This is a genomic window from Streptomyces sp. CB02009 (assembly GCF_001905825.1).
Lineage (GTDB): Bacteria > Actinomycetota > Actinomycetes > Streptomycetales > Streptomycetaceae > Streptomyces.
In genome coordinates this window covers 328,611-348,814 of the sequence record NZ_LIVV01000011.1, presented here as the reverse complement: position 1 = coordinate 348,814, position 20,204 = coordinate 328,611, and the positions used below count along the sequence as shown (strand labels likewise).

The following is a 20,204-nucleotide window of genomic DNA, read 5'->3' as shown; positions in this document are numbered from 1 at the left end:
CGGGTGCCCCCGCCCACGGGGCCGGAGTAGCGTCGCCGCCATGTACTCGTTCTTCCAGATCTATGAGTGAGCGCCTTCGCCGGCAGCCCGAGTCAGACCACCGACCACCTCACTGACGGGAGAACACCGTGGCGAAGAGCCGCAACAACCTCCTCGGCGTCGGAGGGCAGCGCAAGAAGCTGTCCCGCGCCGACCAGCACGGCAACGGCCAGAGCCGTACGGCGGCCCAGCGCTCCGCCGACGACCGCAAGCAGGACCTCCTGAAGAAGATGCGCGAGCGCACGCAGGGAGCCGACGCCGCCGGGACGGCGACGGAGACCACCGGCACCGCCGCCACGGACGCCACCGGCACCGGCACCGGCCAGGAGTAGTCACACCGCAGCGCGAAGGGCCCGGGGCGTCTCCACGCTCCGGGCCCTTTCGCCTCCTCGCCGGTCCGCCGTCCTCGGCGGACGTCCCGCTAGCCGACCTTCCTCGGCAGGCGTACGGACAGCGCCACCGTCACCGCCACCATGGCCAGTTGGACCAGCAGCGTCGTCGTCAGGGCCGTGCCCGCGTCCGGGGCCGAGGACGCGAGGCCCAGGTAGAGGGAGCCCAGGGTGGCGACGCCCAGGGCGAGGGCCGACTGCTGGGTCGTCACCATCACGCCGCCGCCCACGCCCGCGCGTTCCCCCGGGACCTCCGAGAGGATCACCCGGAAGAGCACCGGGAGCTGGAGGCCCTGGCCCAGGCCCGCGATCGCCATGCCCGGGAGCAGCACCCCCACCGACAGGTCCGGCCAGGCGCGCCAGACCGTCAGCGCGAGCAGCCCGATGCCGACGCCCTGGATCAGACCGCCGGCCGTCACCACGCGCGTGCCCCAGCGCCGGACCAGCCGCGGGCCCGCGAGGGAGGCGCCGAAGAAGGCCACCGCCATCGGGACCAGGGCCAGGCCCGAGGCGATCGCGCCCAGGCCCAGGCCCTGCTGCAGGGCGACCGCGATCACGAACATGAAGCCGCCGAAGCCCATGCAGAGCGGCAGCAGCAGCACGAGTCCGCGGCGCAGCGGCAGCAGGGCGAGCAGGCTCGGCGGGACCAGCGGCGTGCCGCCCCGGCGGTCCGTCCGCCGCTCCACCCGCCAGAACGCCACCGCGGCGAACGGGAAGACGGCCAGCGACACCCACGTCCACACCGGCCAGCCCGCCGCCCGGCCCTCCGTCAGCGGCGCGAGCAGGGTGGTCAGCGCGAGGGCGAGCAGCAGCGTTCCCGGTACGTCCACCGGCGCCGGGCGGTCCGAGCGGGTCTCCGGGACCGTACGGAAGGCGAGGGCCAGGCCGGCCACCGCCACCGGCACGTTCACCAGGAACACCGCACGCCAGCCCGAGCCCGCGAGGTCCGCGGCCACCAGGACACCGCCCAGGATCTGCCCGGCCACCATGGAGAGGCCCGCGGTCGCCCCGTACAGGCTCAGCGCCCTGGCCCGCCGGGCGCCCGCCGTCGAGGAGTGGATCGTCGCGAGGACCTGCGGCAGCATCAGCGCCGCGGCCGCGCCCTGCGCGACCCGCGCCCCGACCAGCGTCCAGGCGTCCGGGGCGAGCCCGCAGGCGAGCGAGGTCAGCCCGAAGGCCGCCATGCCCGCCAGGAAGAGCCGGCGGCGCCCGAAGAGGTCCCCGAGCCGTCCGCCGAGGACGAGCAGGACGGCGTACGCGAGGCCGTACCCGGCGACGACCAGTTCCAGGAGCGCCGGCCCCGCCGCCAGGTCGTGGTCGATCGACGGCAGGGCGACGTTGACGATGAAGAAGTCGATCAGGGGCAGGGCCGCGCCGAGCAGGACGGTGAACAGGCCGAGCGAACCGAGCGCCGGCCGGTCGTGGACGACGGGGGCGGCTCCGGGCGGGGTGCCGCCCGGGGGAGAGGCCGCGGAGCGGGGAGAAGCGGAGGTCGTAGTCACGGGACCGACGATCCGCCGCTCCTCAGCCTGGTACCAGAGTGTCTTTATCCTGGTAGAAGCAGTACCTGGCACGGGTCTCACGGGCCCGGCACCCTGGGAGCGTGACGACGATGACGACGGCCGAACCCGGCACGCGGCGACACGAGCTCGCCGCCTTCCTGCGCAGCCGGCGCGAGCGCATCACCCCCGAGCAGGTCGGCCTGCCCCGGGGGCGCCGCCGCCGCACCCCGGGCCTGCGCCGCGAGGAGGTCGCCCACCTCTCCGCCGTCGGCGTCACCTGGTACACCTGGCTGGAGCAGGCCCGTGACATCCAGGTCTCCCCGCAGGTCCTGGACGCCCTCGCGGGAGCCCTGCTGCTCGACCCGACCGAACGCAGCCACCTCTTCGCCCTCGCCGCCCAGAGCGACCCGCACCCCGAGACGGCCTGCCCGGCCGTCACCCCCGCGCTGCGCGAACTGCTCCGCCAGCTGGAGCCCGTGCCCGCCTGCGTGCAGAACAGCAGGTACGACTTCCTCGCCTACAACCGCACCTTCGGGCGGCTCTACTGCGACCTCGACGCGCTGCCCCGCGAGGACCGCAACACCCTCTGGCTCGCCTTCACCAACGAGGACTTCCGCGCCGCGTTCGGCGACCTCCCCGAGGTCCTGCGCGCGATGGTCGGCAAGCTCCGTGCCTCGATGGCCGAGCACCTGGCCGAACCCGCCTGGAAGGCGCTGGTCCAGCGGCTCCAGGACGCCTCCCCGGAGTTCCGCGAGCTCTGGGACCGGCGTGACGTCGCCGACCTCGCCGGCCGCGCCAAGGTCATCCGGAACGCCGAGGTGGGCGTCCTGCGCCTGGAGCACACCAACCTCTGGCTGGGACCGGCCGCCGGACCCCGCCTCGGCACGTACGTGCCCCTCGACGAGGAGTCCAGGGCGCGGCTCGACCAGCTCCTGGAGCTGGCCGTACGCGACGAGGCACGGGCGACCGGAGAGCCGCAGCCCCCTCAGGCGGGCCGGGAGGCCCCGGCAGGCCGGGAGGCTCAGGCAGGCCGGGAAGGGCGGGCGGACGGGGAGGCTCGCGCCGCAGGTGACGCGCGCGCCGCCGGTGACGCGCGGCCGGCCCGGAAGGCCCAGGCCCTCACCGCCGCCTGAGCGGCAGGTCCGTCCCGTCCGCCCGCGGCGCCCCCTCGTCGTCCGTCTCCAGGCACCGGGCCGTCCGCTCCGCCGTGCGGCGGGCCCACGCGCCGCTGGTCAGCGCGCCGACCGCGAGGACGGCGAGGCCGCAGGCCGTCACCACCCAGTAGCCCGGCCGCGCCGCCGCCACGAAGTCGTCCGCGGACGTTCCCGCGCCCACCCCCGTCGCGAGCACCGTCCCGACGACCGCCACGCCGAGCGTCTGCCCCACCTGGCGGCTCGTCGAGGCCACGGCCGCCGCCACCCCGGCCTGCGCCCGGGGCATCCCGGAGACGGCCGTGTTGGTGATCGGCGCGTTCACCAGGCCGAAGCCGATGCCGAAGGCCACGTACCCGGTGAAGAGCAGCGGATCACGGGTCTCCGCCTCGAAGGCCGCGAAGAGCAGCGCCCCCGCCGCCATCGCCGTGCCCGCGAGCAGCAGCGGGAGGCGGGGTCCCCGCGCGCCCGTGAGCCGGCCCGACAGCGGGGCGAAGACGAAGGTCATGCCCGCCATCGGCAGCACGTACAGGCCGGCCTCCAGCGGGGAGAGCCCGCGCACCTCCTGGAGGTACAGCGTGTTCAGGAACAGGAAGCCGGCGAAGCCGGAGAAGGCGCAGATCGCGACGACGGTGGCACCGCTGAACGGCGCGCTGCGGAAGAACCGCAGGTCGATCAGGGGTTCGCGGCGCCTCGGCTCGTACACCAGGACACCGGCGAGCGCCGCCACCGCGATGCCGGCGAAGAGCGGGTCGGTCTCGATGATCGCGTACGTGAGGGAGCCCAGGAGCGCGGCCACCAGGAGCTGTCCGACCGGGTCCGGGCGCCGGGGCCGGGGCGCGCGGGACTCGGGGACGTACCGGAGGGTGAGGAGCAGGGCGACGAGGGCGACGGGCAGGTTGACCCAGAAGATCGCACGCCAGCCGACCGACTCGACGAGCACGCCGCCGACCAGCGGCCCCAGGGCCAGGGAGATGCCGACCACGGCGCCCCAGACGCCGATGGCACGCGCGCGTGCGGCGGGTTCGGTGAAGGTGTTGGTGATGATCGACATGGCGACCGGGTTGAGCATCGAGCCGCCCACCGCCTGCACCGCACGGAAGGCGATCAGCGCCTCCAGGCTGGGGGCGAGGGAGCAGAGCAGCGAGCCGAGCGCGAAGACGACGAGGCCGGTCACGAAGACCCTGCGGCGGCCGATCCGGTCGGCGGTGGAGCCGGCCAGCATCAGGAGCGAGGCCAGGACCAGGGTGTACGCGTCGATGACCCACTGCATGCCGGAGACGGAGGCGTCGAGGTCGTCGCGCAGCGAGGGCAGGGCGACGTTGAGCGCGGTGTTGTCCAGGCTGACGATCAGCAGGCTCATGCAGCAGATCGCCAGGACGACGAGCTGCCGGTGCCTGGGAAGCTCCGCGCGTGTGAGCTCTGGCATGTTCGGATAGTACGGCTAACTAATGACCGGCGCAGTGCGCGACAATGGGCCAATGACCGCGTTCTCCCCCCTTGCCATCGGGCCGCACATCGTGCAGCCGCCGGTGGTGCTCGCCCCGATGGCCGGCATCACCAACGCCCCCTTCCGCACCCTCTGCCGCGAGTTCAGCGGCGGCAAGGGGCTGTTCGTGAGCGAGATGATCACGACGCGCGCCCTGGTCGAGCGCAACGAGAAGACCATGCAGCTCATCCGCTTCGACGCGACCGAGCAGCCGCGCTCGATCCAGCTGTACGGGGTGGATCCGGTGACGGTCGGCAAGGCCGTCCGGATGATCGTCGACGAGGACCTCGCCGACCACATCGACCTGAACTTCGGCTGCCCCGTCCCCAAGGTGACCCGGAAGGGCGGCGGCTCGGCCCTGCCGTTCAAGCGGCCGCTGCTGCGCGCGATCCTCAACGAGGCCGTGGCCAACGCGGGCGACCTGCCGGTCACCATGAAGATGCGCAAGGGCATCGACGACGACCACATCACGTACCTGGACGCGGGCCGGATCGCGGTGGAGGAGGGCGTCACGGCGATCGCCCTGCACGGGCGGACGGCGGCGCAGCACTACGGCGGTACGGCGGACTGGGACGCGATCGCGCGTCTCAAGGAGCACGTGCCGGAGATCCCGGTCCTCGGCAACGGCGACATCTGGTCCGCCGACGACGCCCTGCGGATGATGCGGGAGACGGGCTGCGACGGCGTGGTCGTCGGCCGCGGCTGCCTGGGGCGGCCGTGGCTCTTCGCCGACCTGGTGGCCGGCTTCGAGGGCACGGGCGCCTACGCGGCGCCGGGGCTGCGGGTGGTCGCGGACGCGATGGTGCGGCACGCGCGGCTGCTCGGCGAGTGGATCGGCGACGAGGCACGCGGTGTCATCGACTTCCGCAAGCACGTGGCCTGGTACCTGAAGGGCTTCTCGGTGGGTTCCGAGATGCGCAAGAAGCTGGCGATCACCTCGTCCCTCGACGAACTGAGCGCTCAGTTGAGCGAGCTGGACCTTGATCAGCCGTGGCCGGTGGGCGCCGACGGTCCTCGGGGTCGTACGTCCGGAAACAACCGAGTTGTCCTGCCGGACGGCTGGTTGAAGGACCCCTACGACTGCTCCGGCGTGAGTGAGGACGCCGAGCTGGACACGTCCGGCGGCTGAGATTCGGCCTCGATTCGGCCGTTCCGGGGGAGTGATCCTCGCCACCCTTGAGGGGGGTGGTGCTCAGATGAGCAGGTTACGAACGGCTGCACCGCCTGAAGGGTGGCACGGGGTGCCACCCTTTTTGCGTTCAAGACTTGAACGCAAGTGCTCGGATGGGCGCTCATGTGAGCGACTTTTCTTTGATTTGGGTCATGACGTCTTCGGGGTCTGAAAGTGGAAGCTACTTCTCGGTTACTTTCGAAGTGCTGGCGGACGGGTGGTTAAGGCCACGTGACCGCTAGGCGTACCTCCCCAGAAGCCTTCGATCTGGGTATGTTCCTCGCCGTCAGGGCAGCCAACCGAGTCATCGAGGAGTCGGGACCCGTGTCGGAAAACAATGATCAGAAGTTCGTGTACGACTTCACCGAGGGCAACAGGGACCTGAAGGACCTGCTCGGTGGCAAGGGCGCGAACCTGGCCGAGATGACCAACCTCGGTCTGCCGGTCCCTCCCGGGTTCACGATCACCACCGAGGCGTGCAAGGTCTACCTCGAGAGTGGCTCGGAGCCGGTCGAGCTCCGCGACGAGGTGAGCGCCCACCTCGACGCCCTCGAGCAGAAGATGGGCAAGAAGCTCGGCCAGGCCGACGACCCGCTGCTCGTCTCCGTGCGCTCCGGGGCGAAGTTCTCGATGCCGGGCATGATGGACACCGTCCTCAACATCGGCCTCTCCGACGCGTCCGTCGTCGGCCTCGCCGACCAGGCCGACAACGAGCGCTTCGCGTGGGACTCGTACCGCCGCCTCATCCAGATGTTCGGCAAGACCGTCCTCGGCGTCGAGGGCGAGCTCTTCGAGGACGCGCTGGACGAGGCGAAGGCCGCGAAGAAGGTCGCCAGCGACACCGACCTCGACGCCGCCGACCTGAAGAAGGTCGTCGAGCACTTCAAGAAGATCGTGAAGACCGAGACCGGCCGCGACTTCCCCCAGGACCCGCGGGAGCAGATGGACCTCGCCATCGAGGCCGTCTTCAACTCCTGGAACACCGACCGCGCGAAGCTGTACCGCCGCCAGGAGCGCATCCCGGGCGACCTCGGCACCGCCGTCAACGTCTGCTCGATGGTCTTCGGCAACCTCGGCCCGGACTCCGGCACCGGCGTCGCCTTCACCCGCGACCCCGCCTCCGGTCACGAGGGCGTCTACGGTGACTACCTGCAGAACGCGCAGGGCGAGGACGTCGTCGCCGGCATCCGCAACACCGTGCCGCTGGCCGACCTCGAGGGCATCGACAAGACCTCGTACGACCAGCTCATGGACATCATGAACACGCTGGAGACCCACTACAAGGATCTCTGCGACATCGAGTTCACCATCGAGCGCGGCCAGCTCTGGATGCTCCAGACCCGTGTCGGCAAGCGCACCGCCGGTGCCGCCTTCCGCATCGCCACGCAGCTCGTGGACCAGGGCCTGATCGACGAGGCCGAGGCGCTCCAGCGCGTCACCGGTGCCCAGCTCGCCCAGCTGATGTTCCCCAAGTTCGACGAGGCCGCGAAGGTCGAGCAGATCGGGCGCGGCATCGCCGCCTCCCCGGGCGCGGCCGTCGGCAAGGCCGTCTTCGACTCGTACACCGCCGTCAAGTGGTCCCGCTCGGGCGAGAAGGTCATCCTGATCCGCCGCGAGACGAACCCGGACGACCTGGACGGCATGATCGCCGCCGAGGGCATCCTCACCTCCCGGGGCGGCAAGACCTCGCACGCCGCCGTCGTCGCCCGCGGCATGGGCAAGACCTGTGTCTGCGGCGCCGAGGAGCTCGAGGTCGACACCAAGCGCCGCCGGATGACCACGGCCGACGGCCAGGTCGTCGAGGAGGGCGACGTCGTCTCCATCGACGGCTCCACCGGCAAGGTCTACCTCGGTGAGGTACCCGTCGTACCGTCCCCGGTCGTCGAGTACTTCGAGGGCCGCATGCACGCCGGCGCCGACGACGCCGACGAGCTCGTCCAGGCCGTCCACCGGATCATGGCCTACGCCGACCGCGTCCGCCGGCTGCGCGTCCGCGCCAACGCCGACAACGCCGAGGACGCCAACCGCGCCCGTCGCTTCGGCGCCCAGGGCATCGGCCTCTGCCGCACCGAGCACATGTTCCTCGGCGAGCGCCGCCAGTACGTCGAGCGGCTGATCCTGGCCGACACCGACGTCGAGCGCGACGACGCCCTGGAAGCCCTCCTGCCGCTGCAGAAGACCGACTTCGTCGAGCTCTTCGAGGCCATGGACGGCCTGCCCGTCACGGTCCGGCTGCTCGACCCGCCGCTGCACGAGTTCCTGCCCGACATCACCGAGCTGTCGGTGCGCGTCGCCCTCGCCGAGTCCCGCAAGGAGCCGCACGAGAACGACCTGCGCCTCCTGCAGGCGGTGCACCGGCTGCACGAGCAGAACCCGATGCTGGGTCTGCGCGGTGTCCGCCTCGGCCTGGTCATCCCCGGTCTGTTCACCATGCAGGTCCGCGCGATCGCCGAGGCCGCGGCCCAGCGCATCGACGCCAAGGGCGACCCGCGCGTGGAGATCATGATCCCGCTCGTCGGCACCGTCCAGGAGCTGGAGATCGTCCGCGAGGAGGCCGAGCAGGTCATCGCCGAGGTCCAGGCCCGCACCGGCGTCGAGCTCAAGCTCGCGCTCGGCACCATGATCGAGCTGCCGCGCGCCGCCGTGACCGCCGGTCAGATCGCCGAGGCCGCGGAGTTCTTCTCCTTCGGCACCAACGACCTCACGCAGACGGTCTGGGGCTTCTCCCGCGACGACGTGGAGGCCTCGTTCTTCACCGCGTACCTGGAGAAGGGCATCTTCGGCGTCAGCCCCTTCGAGACCATCGACAAGGACGGCGTCGGCGCGCTCGTGCGCAGCGCCGTCCAGGCCGGCCGCGCCACCCGCCCCGACATCAAGCTCGGTGTCTGCGGCGAGCACGGCGGCGACCCGGAGTCGGTCCACTTCTTCCACGAGGTCGGTCTGGACTACGTGTCCTGCTCGCCCTTCCGGATCCCGGTGGCGCGTCTGGAGGCCGGCCGCGCGGCGGCCGAGTCGAAGGGCAGCGACAGCCGCTGAGCCCTGCTGAACGGGGGGTCAGGAGCGGCGGTCGGGTCCTCCTGAACCCCCGTTCAGCAGCGGGAATCACCGAACCACTCCGGTACGACCGGGGGCGCCGCCGGTCTGCTCACCACCCTCACCGGCGGGCGGCGGCCCCGGAAACACGGCGACGGGACGGACACCTTTGTGCGGAGGTGTCCGTCCCGTCGTTTGTTTGTTGAGCGGATGTGAGTAGTTGTTCAATTGCGCCTGATTGAATTATTGGCCATTGAACTTCCTCGTTCCCCGCAAAGGATCCACCGCAAAGAATGGAGCGGGCGCGACCCCCGGATCCCCACCCGGAGGCCGCGCCCTTTACCGATGCCGGGCAGGTGAGCCGCAACCTCGCCGACCGCCGCCGGACGGGCAAAGCCCCCCACGGTCTTCACCACGTCACCTCGGTCCTGAAGGTTTCCTGCCCGACCCGTACAGCTTTTCGGTTCCGCCCCCATTGCCGCGATGCTTTTCAACTGTGGCTGAAACACCCTGGTAACGTGCAGTGATGCTGTGCATACTCGTCGTCGGGGGTGGTTGCGAGTGCACAGGTGGGGACGTCATGCTGCGGATTCATTTCACCGGAAACGACCTGGCGGGGGTGCGGACCGCCGCCCGGCCCGATGTTCTGTGGGAAACGATTCTCAGCTTTCACCGTTTAAGGGACCGGCGCAGCCCGGTCGTCTTCGGAGAATGGCGCTCCGAAACCCGGATGCGGCTCGGTGGTGAGACCAGGCTGCTCGCCGCGCTCGTTCCGAGCCGCGGCTATTTCCCCGACTTCCTGACGCCCGCCGAGGGCGTCCACGGGCTCGACGAGGGCCTGGAGGCGATCCGCGCGACCGACTCCGGCCGGCTGCGCGGCGAACTCTCGCTGCTCGCCGCGCACCGCTCCGGCGGGCGGACCGTGCCCCATTCGCTGCGGGCCCTCGCCGACGGCGGCGCGGAGCCCTTCGACCGGCTCGTGGGGGCGCTGCGGAGCTACCACCGGGCCGCCGTGGAGCCGTACTGGCCGCACATCAGGGCCCGCGTCGAGGCCGACCGGGCCCAGCGCGGCCGGGCGCTCCTGGACGGCGGCGCCGACGAACTCCTCGCCTCGCTGCCGCCGATGCTGCGCTGGCGCGCGCCCGTCCTGGAGGCCGACTACCCGGTCGACCGGGACGTCCACCTCGACGGGCGGGGGCTGCTGCTCCAGCCCTCGTACTTCTGCCGGGGGACCCCCGTGGTGCTGCGCGACCCCGCGCTGCCGCCGGTCCTCGTCTACCCCGTCACCCACGGCGAGGCGCCGACCGTGCGCGCGCCGGGCGGCTCCTCGCTCGCCAAGCTGGTCGGCCAGACCCGCTCGGCGGTCCTGCACGCCATCGGCGACGGCGGTACGACGAGCGAGCTCGCCCGCCGGGCCGGGGTGTCGCTGGCCTCGGCGAGCCAGCACGCGGCCGTGCTGCGCGAGGCGGGGCTCATCGCGACGCTGCGGCACGGGAACGCGGTCCTGCACACCCTGACGCCGTTGGGCGCCGCCCTGCTCGGCGGCGCCCAACGGACGGTGGATCTGCGGTGCTACGCGCGGAACGGGCCCCCGGTCACCTCGTAGGGTCCGGGGCGGGTGCCGCGCGCGGGACGGGCCCCCACGTCACCCTCGGGGGCCCGGGGGCGGGCGTCAGGCGCGGAACGGGCCCGTCACCTCGTACGTGATGCCGCCGGAGGAACTGCCGCTCGTGCCGCGCTGGCTGGAGAAGTACAGCCGCCTGCCGTCGGGGGAGAAGGCGGGGCCGGTGATCTCCGAGGAGGACTGGCCGTTGATCCGCAGGAACGGGGCGACGACGTCGTCCGGGGTGATGACGCAGATCTCCATGTTGCCGCCGTCCTCGGCGATGAACAGGTCGCCGGAGGAGGAGCCCGTGACGTTGTCGACACCGGTGAGCGGGGCGGCGCCGCTCGGCACGAGCGAGTCGTCGTACGCCAGCTCGTAGGTGTTGGCGGCGAGGTTGAGCTGCCAGAGGCGGTTGTCGCCCTTGGTGGTGAACCAGACGGTGTCGTTGGCGTAGTGGCAGCCCTCGCCGCCGTTGAACTTCTTCGCGCCCGAGACCTGGCTGCGGGTCGCGGTCGGGGAGCCGTCCGGGTCCGGCACGTTCTGCCAGGTGAAGGAGCCGCTCGCGGCGGAGCCCGCGACCAGCACCTGGAGGGTGCCGGCGGAGAGGTTCCCCCAGGTGGTGGGGATGAAGCGGTAGAAGCAGCCGTTCGTCTCGTCCTCGGTGAGGTAGACGACCTTGCGGACCGGGTCGGCGGCGGCGGCCTCGTGCTTGAAGCGGCCCATGGCGTCCCGCCGGACGGCCGCGTTCACCCCGTACGGGTCGGTCTCGTAGACGTATCCGAGGCTGACCTCCTCGCAGGACAGCCAGGTGTTCCACGGGGTCCTGCCGCCCGCGCAGTTCTGCCGGGTGCCCGACAGGACGCGGTACGCGCCGGTGACGGCCCCGGTCGAGCTGAAGCGCACCGCGCTCGCGCCGCCGCTCGGGTTGATCTCCGAGTTGGACACGTAGATCCAGCCGGTCCCGTCGGCGAAGCACGCGCCGCCGTCGGGGGCGCTGTGCCAGGTGTACGAGGTGCCGGGCACGGTCTGGCCCGACCGCGCGATCACCCGGCTGGTGAAACCGGCGGGCAGCAGGATGCCGTTGGCGTCGGCCGCGCCGAGCGCGCCGTAGGGGCCGGCGCCGGGCTGCGCGGGGGCCGCGTAGGCGGCGCCGTGCATCAGGGTGCCGCCGAAGGCCGCCGCCGACGTACCGATGACCGCTCCGCGCAGAAAACTGCGTCGCTCCACGTCTCACTCCTGAGAAGGGTGGTGAACCGCCCCGTCAGTCCGGTCGGCGACGGGGTCGCGCGCTTCCGGAAACTAGGAGTACGGAATTGACTGTGCATCAACAACCGGTGAAGAGGAAGAGGCGGGTACGGGGCGGGGCCCCGCCGGACGGGGCGCCCGGGCCGGCGTGCGGAGGAGGGGGCCCGCGGGGGACGGCACGCGCGGGGGAGGGGGCGCGCGAGGGACGGCGCGCGAGGGGGAGAGGACGTTCGGCTCTACGGGCGGTCCCGCACAGGAGGGACACTGGGGGCATGCGCGCCACCCGGGACATCAGCGGCCGACACGACCTCGACGTCGTGCTGCGGCGCTTCTACCGCGCCGCCTTCGCCGACCCGCTCATCGGGCCGTTCTTCACCGAGGTCGCCGGGACCGATCTCGAGGCGCATCTGCCGCGCATCACCGACTTCTGGGAGCGCGCCCTCTTCCGTACCGCCGACTACGGGCGGGACGCCTTCGCGCCGCACGCCGCGCTCCACTCCGCCCGGCCCCTCACCGCCGCCCACTTCGGGCGCTGGGTCCAGCTCTGGCACGCCGCCGTCGACGGCCTCCACGCCGGGCCGCTGGCCGGGCGGGCCAAGGCCCAGGGCGAGCGGATCGCCCTCGCGATGCTGCGGCGCCTCGCCGGGCCGGCGGCCGGCACGGAGGGCACGGGCGGCGGGTTCGTACCGTTGGCGGCCCTTGAGCTGCGCTCCGCCGCCTGAGCGAAAAAGAATCTTCGGGAGAGCGATGAGTTACGGGCGGGACGCCCGTCCTACCTCTTGAAAGCGCCGAAGCACCGGAGCCGCCGGAGCGACCGGAGCGACCGCAAGGGAAGAGAGAGCACACCATGGCCCCGCAGATGATCTTCGTGAACCTGCCCGTCAAGAGTGTCGACGCCAGCAGGGCCTTCTTCGAGAAGCTCGGCTTCTCCCACAACCCGCAGTTCAGCGACGAGTCGACCGCCTGTGTGGTCTTCAGCGACACGATCTTCGCGATGCTCCTCGAAGAGGAGAAGTTCCGCTCCTTCATGGCCCCCGGCAAGGAGGTCTCCGACGCCACCAAGGCCACCGAGGTCCTGGTCACCCTGAGCGCCGAGAGCCGTGAGCGGTGCGACGAGCTCGCCGACGCCGCCCTCGCCGCCGGCGGCACCCCCGCGAAGGAGCCGATGGACATGGGCTTCATGTACGGCCGCTCCTTCACGGACCTGGACGGCCACCACTGGGAGGTCTTCTGGATGGACCCGGCGGCCGCCCAGGGCTGAGCCCCGCGCGCGTCAGGCGGAGACGCCGCCGTCGATCACCAGGTCCGTGCCGACGGCGGAGCCGGCCGCGTCCGAGGCGAGGTACAGCACGGCCGCCGCCACCTCGGCGGCGGACGAGATCCGGCCCAGCGGGGACTCCTGCTTCATCCGGACCTCCCGATCGGCCTCCGTCTCGCCGGGCCGCAGCGACATCGCGGACTCCGAGGCGCCGGGGCTGACCGCGTTGATGCGGACCCCGTCGGCGATGTGGTCCAGGGCGGCGGCCCTGGTCAGCGCCGACACGGCGGCCTTCGAGACCTGGTAGCCGAAGACTCCCGGGATCCGGACGTGCGGGCCCAGGTTCGACGCGATGTTCACGATCGCCCCGCCGCCGTGCGCCCGCATGTGCGCGACCTCGGCCTGCAGGGCGTGCAGCACCCCCGTGACGTTGATGTCGAGCAGCGTCCGCCAGTCGTCGAGGGGGAAGTCGGCGGCGCTGTGGCCGCCCCGGAAGACCCCCGCGTTGTTCACGGCCACGTCGAGGCCGCCGTACACCTCGACCGTGCGCCGGACCAGCTCGCGTACGGACCCGGCGTCGGCGACATCGGCCGTGACGGCGGTGGCGGTGCCCCCGGCGGCCTCGATCAGGGCGACCGTCCCCTCCAGGGGCTCGGCGGTACGGCCGGCGACGACGACCTTCGCGCCCTCCGCGGCGAAGGCGAGCGCGATGGCCCGGCCGAGACCCGAACCGGCCCCGGTGACGAGGGCGACGCGGTCGGTGAAGCGTGCGTTCATGTGAGTCGACTCCCTTGTGAGTGCTGGCTACTTGACGCGGATCGTGAGGACGGCGAGTGCGGTGAAGAGGGCGGCGGCCGCCGCCAGGGACACCGCGTCCCCGCCGAGGGTGAGCAGGGCGGCGAAGACCACGGTCGGGCCGAGTTCCATCGCCGTGTTCAGGACGCCGCCCGCCAGCCCCGCCCGGTGCGCCGGGACGCCCTCGGTGGTCAGGACGGCGGCGGCGGAGAAGGACAGGGCGCCGCCGGCCGGCAGCAGGAGCAGGCCGGGGAGCAGTCCGTACGCGTACGGCACCGAGGCGTCGAACCCGGTCGCGGCGAGCAGCGCGAGTCCGGCCGCCGCCGTCCCGAGCCCGGTCGCGGTCACGCGCCCGGGGCCGTACCGCCGGATCAGCGGGCCCGCCAGCCGCCCCGAGGCCAGCAGGACGGCCGCGAAGGGCACGAAGGCGGCGGAGGCCCGCAGCTCGTCCCAGCCGCGCTGCTGCTGGAACGAGAGGGAGAGCAGGATGAAGACGCCCGCCATGCCGGTCGCCGTGAGACCGATCGCCGCCAGGCCGAGCCCCCGGCGCCGGTCGCGCAGGAAGTCCGGGGGCAGCAGCGGGTCGGCGGTGCGCCGCTCGACCGCCCCGAAGGCGGCCAGCAGGACGAGACCCGCCAGGAGGGGGACGAGGACCGGGGCGGAGCCCCAGGCGTGGGCGTCGGTGAGGACGAGCCCGAGGCTGGCGAGGGTGATCCCGGCGGTGGCGAGCAGGGCGCCGGGGAGGTCGAGGGACCGGCCCGCCGCCGCGGGGCCGCCTCGGGGTGCGGTCCCCGGCAGCACGCGCGGTGCCAGGAGCAGGGCCGCGACGGCCACCGCCACCGGGACCGCGAACGTGCCGCGCCAGGACGCGGCCGCGGCGATCACCCCCGAGAGCAGGTTCCCGGCGGTGGCGCCCAGCACGGACAGGCCGCCCCAGGTGGCCATCGCCCTGCCGTACGCGGCCGGTTCGGGGAACAGGGACCGGAGCACCGCCATCGCCGCCGGGGCGACGAGCGCGGCGCCGACGCCCTGCCCGAACCGGGCGCCGAGCAGCGCCTCGTATCCGGGGGTGAGCGGCGCGAGCGCGGAGGCGGCGCCGAAGACCAGCAGCCCCGCGGTGAGGGTCCGGCGCCCGCCGAAGCGGTCGGCGAGCCGCCCGCCGAAGAGCAGCAGACCGGCGAAGGTCAGGCCGTACGCGGCGCTGAGCAGGATCAACTGGGCGCGGTCGAGACGGAACTCGGTGCCGATGCGGGGGAGGGGGACGGCGAGGGAGGCGAGCGTGAAGATGAGGGTCATCTGCACGGCGGCGAGGAGGGCGAAGCCTCCGCGGGTGCGGAGCTCGCGGGTGCGGCGGCCGGGTGTGCGGCTCCCGGGTGTAGGGCTCCCTGCCGTGCGGCTCCCCGCTGTCCCGCTCCCCGCTGTCCCGCTCCCCGCCGTGCGGCACTCGCCTCCGGCGGATTCCCGCGTCGTCGTCGATGACATTCCGTCCCCCTATATTTGACCGTACGTTCCAGAATGAGCCCCGAAGAAAGGGCGCCCCCCGTGGGCGCCCTTTCCGCTGATCCGCGACCTCAGTCCAGCAGGCGCAGGGCCTGCTCCGCCGCGTCCCGGACCCTGGCCGGGTCGCTCGACGCCTTGCCGACCACGCGGATCCCCTGCAGCAGGACCAGGAGCATGCGCGCCAGGGCGCGCGGGTCCCGGTCCGCCGGGAGCTCGCCCCCGGCGCGTGCCCGGGCGAGCGCCCCGTGCAGGAGCGTCTCGATCTGCTCCCAGCTGAGCTCGACCCGGCGGGCCACCGCCGTGTCGTGCGGCCCCAGCTCCGCCGCCGAGTTGGTGACGAAGCAGCCGTTCAGCCGCTCGTCGTCGGTGGACGCCTCGGCGGCGAAGCGGCGGACGAACGCGCGGACGGCCGGCAGGGCCGGGCCCGGTGCGGACAGCTCCTCGACGGCCCGCGGGTCGCGGGTCTCCAGGTAGCGGTCCATCGCCTTCAGGTACAGCGCGTGCTTGTTGCCGAAGGTCGCGTAGATGCTGGCCCGGCCCACGCCGAGGTGCTCCACGAGGTCCGACATCGTCGTCGCCTCGTAGCCGCGCGCCCAGAACAGGTCGAGGGCGGCCTGGAGCGCGGCGTCGGGGTCGAATTCCTTGGTCCTGGCCACCGGGAGACCGTACGACTATCTGGAACGATCGGTCAAGTTACTTCGCCCGTACCGGATACACCGCCACCGCGACCTCCTCGTCGTCCAGGCACCGCCCCGACTCCAGGTCGAAGCGCTGCTTCAGGAGCGGCGAGGCCACGAACGGCCGCCCCTCCGCCGTACCGACGAGCCCCCGGGACAGTACCTGCGCCCCCGTGAACGGGTCGCGGTTGTCGATCGCGTACGTACGCCCCGAGCGGTCACGGAACACCGCCACCTGCCGTCCGTCCGGCAGCAGTGCCGCCACGCCCCGGCCCGGGGTCAGCCGCTCCTCCTCGCAGACCGTCACCCAGGAACCGGGCCCGGGGGAGATCTGGAGGATCGTCGTGGCGGGAGAGGGGGGAGAGGGAGGAGAGGGAGGAGTCGCGGGTGTCGTGAGGGTCGTCATCGGGAGGAAGCCCCTTCCAGCGTGCTGTTCGTCCTGCCGAGCGTCAGGATCGTGAGGTCCGGCTTGATCTGGTCGCGCTCCGGGACGAAGCGGACCGAGGGGTCCGGTGCCTCCGGGGCGTTCACGAAGGAGACGAAGCGCCGCAGCCGCTCCGGGTCGTCCAGGGTCTGCGCCCACTCGTCCTGGTAGTCGGCGACGTGCGCCGCCATCAGCGCCTCCAGCTCGTCGCAGAGCCCGAGCGAGTCGTGCACCACCACGTCCTTGAGGTGGTCGAGCCCGCCCTCCAGGCGCTCCAGCCAGGTCGATGTCCGCTCCAGGCGGTCCGCCGTCCGGATGTAGAACATCAGGAACCGGTCGATCAGGCGCACCAGTTCGGCGTCGGAGAGGTCCTGGGCGAGCAGGTCGGCGTGGCGCGGGGTCGCGCCGCCGTTCCCGCCGACGTACAGGTTCCAGCCGCTCGCCGTGGCGATGATCCCGAAGTCCTTCGACTGCGCCTCCGCGCACTCGCGGGCGCAGCCGGAGACGGCCGACTTGAGCTTGTGCGGGGCGCGCAGGCCCCGGTAGCGCAGCTCCAGCCGGATCGCCATCTTCACCGAGTCCTGGACGCCGTACCGGCACCAGGTCTGCCCCACGCAGGACTTGATCGTGCGCAGCGCCTTGCCGTACGCGTGCCCGGACTCGAAGCCCGCGTCCACCAGCCGGGTCCAGATCGACGGGAGCTGGTCCACCCGGGCGCCGAAGAGGTCGATCCGCTGGCCGCCGGTGATCTTCGTGTAGAGGCCGAAGTCGCGGGCCACCTCGCCGATCACGATCAGCTTGTCCGGGGTGATCTCACCGCCGGGGATCCGCGGCACGACCGAGTACGAGCCGTTGCGCTGCATGTTGGCGAGGAAGTGGTCGTTGGTGTCCTGGAGGGAGGCCTGCTCGCCGTCCAGGATGTAGCCGTTGTTGAGGGAGGCGAGGATCGATCCGACGGTCGGCTTGCAGACCTCGCAGCCCTCCCCGCCGCGGGCCCCCTCCCGCCCGTGCGAGTCGAGCAGCGCGGCGAACGACGTCGCCCGCAGGGTGCGGGCGATCTCGTACAGCTCGCTCCGGGTGTACGGGAAGCAGCCGCACAGGCCCTTCTCGGCCGGCGCGGGCAGCAGCTTCTCGATGACCTTCACGCAACTGCCGCAGCCCGTACCGGCCTTGGTGCACTTCTTCACCTCGGCGAGCGAGGAGCACTGGCCGATCGCGTGCTTCGTCACGTTGTGGCAGGAGCAGATCACCGCGTCGTCCGGCAGGGCCGAGGGCCCCAGAGCCACCGGTGCGCCCGCGCCCGCCGGGAGGACCAGCTGCTCGGGGGAGACCGGCGGGACCGTCCCGGTGAGCGGGCGCAGCAGACCGTACTGCTCGGCGTCGCCGACCAGGACACCGCCCAGGAGGACGCCGTCGCCGCTCACCACAAGCTTCTTGTAGACGCCCGAGCGGGAGTCGGAGTAGACGACGTCGAGGCAGCCCTCGGCCGTGCCGTGCGCGTCGCCGAAGGACGCGACGTCCACGCCGAGCAGCTTCAGCTTCGTCGACATGTCGGCGCCGGTGAAGCCGTCGTCCTCGCCCGCCTCCTCCGCCAGGGTCGCGGCCACCGTCTGCGCCATCTCGTAGCCCGGCGCCACCAGGCCGTAGACCCGCCCGTCCGAGGCGAGGGCGCACTCGCCGATCGCGAAGACCGCCGGGTCCGAGGTGCGGCACCGCTCGTCGACCGCGATCCCGCCGCGCTCCCCGACGGCCAGGCCGCAGTCGCGGGCCAGCTGGTCCCTGGGCCGTACACCGGCCGAGAACACGACCAGGTCCGTGGCCAGTTCGGAGCCGTCCGACAGCCTCATGCCCGTGACCGAGCCGTCCGCCGTCAGCACCTCCTGCGTCCCCGTCCCGGTGTGGACGGTCAGACCCATCCGCTCGATCGTGCGCAGCAGCGCCGCGCCGCCGCCCTCGTCGACCTGCACCGGCATCAGCCGCGGCGCGAACTCCACGACGTGGGTGTCGAGTCCGAGGCCCTTCAGCGCGCCGGCCGCCTCCAGGCCGAGCAGGCCGCCGCCGACGACCGCGCCGGTCGTCGCCGTCCTCGCGTACTCCTCGATGGCGAGGAGGTCCTCGATCGTCCGGTACACGAAGCAGCCGCGGGCGTCCTTGCCGGGGACGGGCGGCACGAAGGGGTACGAGCCGGTGGCGAGGACGAGCGCGTCGTAGGCGAAGACCCGGCCGGAGCGGGCGGTGACCGTACGGGCCTCCCGGTCCACGGACTCCGCCGCGTCGCCCACGTACAGCTCGATGCCGTGCTTCTCCATGAAGCCCGCCTCGACCATCGACAGGTCGTCCGGGGTCTTCCCGGCGAAGTACGAGGTCAGCTGGACGCGGTCGTAGGCGGGGCGCGGCTCCTCGCAGAGGACGACGATCCTGGCCCGCTCGGTGACACCGCGGTCGGCGAGCGACTCCAGGAACCGCTGGCCGACCATTCCGTGGCCGACCAGGACGATGGTGGGGGTGGTCATGAGGAGCCTCCGTCGTGGGTGAGCAGGTGCAGCAGGGGGGCCTCGTCGGGCAGGGCTTCGTCGCCCTCCCAGGCCCGGGCGAGCGTGCCGACGGCGGCCAGATCGCCGAGGAGGACGCCACCGACGAGGCGGTCCCCGCGGACGACGACCTTGCGGTGGGAGCGGCGGGTGGCGTCGGTGAGCTGGACGACGTCGTCGCCTGGGAGGGCGGTGGTGTCGCCGAAGGCGGCGAGGTCGAGGGGCCGGGCGCCGCCGAGGGTGAGGCGGGTGAGGGCGCGGGTGCCGCTGTAGCCGGTGGCGGGCCCGGTGTCCGCGGGGGCCGCGCCCGCCTCCGCGCCCGGGGCGGGCGGCCGTTCCGCCCGGCGCGACGAGGGCCCGCACGGCGTCGGCGCGGCCGTCCCGGCCAGCAGGACGGCCGTCAGCGCGTCCGCCTGGTCCAGGGCCGGGCCCGCCAGGCCGTAGACCCTTCCCCTGTGTTCCGCGCAGTCGCCGATCGCGTGGATGTACGGGTCGGACGTCCGGAGCTCGTCGTCCACCACGATCCCCGTCCCGACCGCGAGCCCCGCCTCCCGCGCCAGGGCCACCCGGGGGCGGACCCCGCACGCCAGGACCACGACCCGCGCGTCGAGGACGAAGCCGTCGGCCAGTTCGACCGCGGTCACCTCGCTGTCCCGCTGCCGCAGACCGCTCACCCGGCACTCGGTGTGCACCTCGACCCCGAGCGACTCGACGTGCTCGCGCAGCAGGTGCGAGGCGGTCGCGTCCAGCTGGCGCTCCATCAGGCGCTCGCCCTGCTGGGTGAGCACCACCTCCGCGCCCAGCGCGGCCAGCGCCCGTGCCGCCGAGACCCCGAGCAGCCCGCCGCCGACGACCACCGCCCGCGTCCCCGGCCGCACCCGGTCGCGCAGCGCCAGGCAGTCGTCGAGGGTACGGAAGGCGTGGACGCCCTCCGGAGGTTCCGCGCCTCCCGGGCCGCGCAGTCCGCGCAGCGGCGGGAGCACCGGGTTGGAGCCGGTGGCCAGGACCAGGCGGTCGTAGCCGACGAGCGAACCGTCCGCGCACTCCACCGTCCGCGCCGCCCGGTCGATCCGCACGGCCCGCACCCCGAGCCGGGCCGGCTCGCGGGTCCCGGGCAGGGCGATCACCTCGGGGGCGTACCGCCCGGCGAGGACGTCGGCCAGCAGCACCCGGTTGTACGGGGCGCGCGGCTCCTCGCCGAGGAGGGTGACGGGCAGGCGCTGGGCGAGCCGGGCGCCCGCCGTTCCGCCCCCGACCACCACGATCCGTGTACTCATACCGGGAAGCGTGCGCGGCCGGTGTTACCCGACGGCATCCCGACTGTTTCCCGTACGGAACGCTGATCTCCGTGCCCGCCCCCGTCCGCTGTGAGGCCGGGCGGGCCGGCCGTCAGG

At 72.8% G+C, this 20,204-nt stretch carries 15 protein-coding genes and 1 pseudogene; 7 read left to right on the top strand and 9 right to left on the bottom strand.

Annotated features, from left to right (window positions below):
- Positions 1-128 precede the first annotated feature (128 nt).
- Positions 129-371, top strand: coding sequence for a DUF6243 family protein (locus AMK27_RS36285; RefSeq protein ID WP_073917839.1), 243 nt, complete (start codon positions 129-131; stop codon positions 369-371).
- An 89-nt stretch (positions 372-460) separates the two neighbouring features.
- On the opposite strand, the gene AMK27_RS36280 is transcribed toward AMK27_RS36285, so the two are convergent.
- The gene (locus tag AMK27_RS36280; RefSeq protein WP_107425751.1) at positions 461-1,930 is read right to left on the bottom strand and encodes an MFS transporter; all 1,470 of its coding nucleotides are present in this window, start codon (positions 1,928-1,930) and stop codon (positions 461-463) included.
- Positions 1,931-2,040: 110 nt separating this feature from the next.
- Here AMK27_RS36280 and AMK27_RS36275 point away from each other — a divergent pair.
- A pseudogene (locus AMK27_RS36275) lies at positions 2,041-2,883 on the top strand (MmyB family transcriptional regulator); the annotation flags it as partial.
- Positions 2,884-3,049: 166 nt separating this feature from the next.
- Here the strand turns inward: AMK27_RS36275 and AMK27_RS36270 are convergent.
- Positions 3,050-4,510, bottom strand: coding sequence for an MFS transporter (locus tag AMK27_RS36270; RefSeq protein ID WP_073917838.1), 1,461 nt, complete (start codon positions 4,508-4,510; stop codon positions 3,050-3,052).
- A gap of 52 nt (positions 4,511-4,562) precedes the next feature.
- On the opposite strand from AMK27_RS36270, the gene dusB reads away from it, so the two are divergent.
- The 3 genes from dusB (at position 4,563) to AMK27_RS36255 (ending at position 10,380) form a co-directional block, all read left to right on the top strand.
- Positions 4,563-5,699, top strand: coding sequence for a tRNA dihydrouridine synthase DusB (gene dusB, locus AMK27_RS36265; RefSeq protein ID WP_073917837.1), 1,137 nt, complete (start codon positions 4,563-4,565; stop codon positions 5,697-5,699).
- 366 nt (positions 5,700-6,065) lie between these two features.
- Positions 6,066-8,777, top strand: coding sequence for a pyruvate, phosphate dikinase (ppdK, locus tag AMK27_RS36260; RefSeq protein WP_073917969.1), 2,712 nt, complete (start codon positions 6,066-6,068; stop codon positions 8,775-8,777).
- A 577-nt stretch (positions 8,778-9,354) separates the two neighbouring features.
- A complete protein-coding gene (locus AMK27_RS36255) occupies positions 9,355-10,380 on the top strand; it encodes an ArsR/SmtB family transcription factor (protein ID WP_198955997.1) in 1,026 nt (341 codons plus the stop codon).
- A 66-nt stretch (positions 10,381-10,446) separates the two neighbouring features.
- Here AMK27_RS36255 and AMK27_RS36250 read toward each other — a convergent pair whose 3' ends face one another.
- Positions 10,447-11,607, bottom strand: coding sequence for a PhoX family protein (locus AMK27_RS36250; RefSeq protein ID WP_073917836.1), 1,161 nt, complete (start codon positions 11,605-11,607; stop codon positions 10,447-10,449).
- A 290-nt stretch (positions 11,608-11,897) separates the two neighbouring features.
- Between AMK27_RS36250 and AMK27_RS36245 the strand changes: the two genes are divergently transcribed.
- Together AMK27_RS36245 and AMK27_RS36240 are read left to right on the top strand one after the other, a co-directional pair.
- Positions 11,898-12,347 (top strand): group III truncated hemoglobin, encoded by a 450-nt coding sequence (locus tag AMK27_RS36245; protein ID WP_073917834.1) that lies wholly within the window; start codon positions 11,898-11,900, stop codon positions 12,345-12,347.
- 125 nt (positions 12,348-12,472) lie between these two features.
- On the top strand, positions 12,473-12,886 hold the full coding sequence (locus tag AMK27_RS36240; RefSeq protein WP_073917832.1) for a VOC family protein: 414 nt from the start codon (positions 12,473-12,475) through the stop codon (positions 12,884-12,886).
- A gap of 12 nt (positions 12,887-12,898) precedes the next feature.
- Here AMK27_RS36240 and AMK27_RS36235 read toward each other — a convergent pair whose 3' ends face one another.
- The 6 genes from AMK27_RS36235 to AMK27_RS36210 all read right to left on the bottom strand — a co-directional run bounded on the left by AMK27_RS36235 (position 12,899) and on the right by AMK27_RS36210 (position 20,087).
- The gene (locus tag AMK27_RS36235; protein ID WP_073917830.1) at positions 12,899-13,660 is read right to left on the bottom strand and encodes an SDR family NAD(P)-dependent oxidoreductase; all 762 of its coding nucleotides are present in this window, start codon (positions 13,658-13,660) and stop codon (positions 12,899-12,901) included.
- Between the two features lie 27 nt (positions 13,661-13,687).
- Positions 13,688-14,980, bottom strand: coding sequence for an MFS transporter (locus AMK27_RS36230; protein ID WP_274535759.1), 1,293 nt, complete (start codon positions 14,978-14,980; stop codon positions 13,688-13,690).
- A 269-nt stretch (positions 14,981-15,249) separates the two neighbouring features.
- On the bottom strand, positions 15,250-15,834 hold the full coding sequence (locus AMK27_RS36225; protein ID WP_073917828.1) for a TetR/AcrR family transcriptional regulator: 585 nt from the start codon (positions 15,832-15,834) through the stop codon (positions 15,250-15,252).
- 37 nt (positions 15,835-15,871) lie between these two features.
- Complete coding sequence (gene nirD / locus AMK27_RS36220; RefSeq protein WP_073917825.1) at positions 15,872-16,261, bottom strand: nitrite reductase small subunit NirD; 390 nt, start codon at positions 16,259-16,261, stop codon at positions 15,872-15,874.
- Complete coding sequence (gene nirB / locus AMK27_RS36215) at positions 16,258-18,792, bottom strand: nitrite reductase large subunit NirB (protein WP_073917823.1); 2,535 nt, start codon at positions 18,790-18,792, stop codon at positions 16,258-16,260. Before nirB ends, nirD begins: the two co-directional genes overlap by 4 nt.
- Positions 18,789-20,087 (bottom strand): NAD(P)/FAD-dependent oxidoreductase, encoded by a 1,299-nt coding sequence (locus AMK27_RS36210; RefSeq protein ID WP_073917821.1) that lies wholly within the window; start codon positions 20,085-20,087, stop codon positions 18,789-18,791. Before AMK27_RS36210 ends, nirB begins: the two co-directional genes overlap by 4 nt.
- Positions 20,088-20,204 lie beyond the last annotated feature (117 nt).

Bases quoted from the DNA above. Each gene is read 5' to 3' on its own strand.
- AMK27_RS36245 (WP_073917834.1), top strand. From the start codon at position 11,898: ATGCGCGCCACCCGGGACATCAGCGGCCGACACGACCTCGACGTCGTG.
- AMK27_RS36235 (WP_073917830.1), bottom strand. From the start codon at position 13,660: ATGAACGCACGCTTCACCGACCGCGTCGCCCTCGTCACCGGGGCCGGT.
- AMK27_RS36210 (WP_073917821.1), bottom strand. From the start codon at position 20,087: ATGAGTACACGGATCGTGGTGGTCGGGGGCGGAACGGCGGGCGCCCGG.
- dusB (WP_073917837.1), top strand. From the start codon at position 4,563: ATGACCGCGTTCTCCCCCCTTGCCATCGGGCCGCACATCGTGCAGCCG.
- AMK27_RS36240 (WP_073917832.1), top strand. From the start codon at position 12,473: ATGGCCCCGCAGATGATCTTCGTGAACCTGCCCGTCAAGAGTGTCGAC.
- nirB (WP_073917823.1), bottom strand. From the start codon at position 18,792: ATGACCACCCCCACCATCGTCCTGGTCGGCCACGGAATGGTCGGCCAG.
- AMK27_RS36270 (WP_073917838.1), bottom strand. From the start codon at position 4,510: ATGCCAGAGCTCACACGCGCGGAGCTTCCCAGGCACCGGCAGCTCGTC.
- AMK27_RS36255 (WP_198955997.1), top strand. From the start codon at position 9,355: ATGCTGCGGATTCATTTCACCGGAAACGACCTGGCGGGGGTGCGGACC.
- nirD (WP_073917825.1), bottom strand. From the start codon at position 16,261: ATGACGACCCTCACGACACCCGCGACTCCTCCCTCTCCTCCCTCTCCC.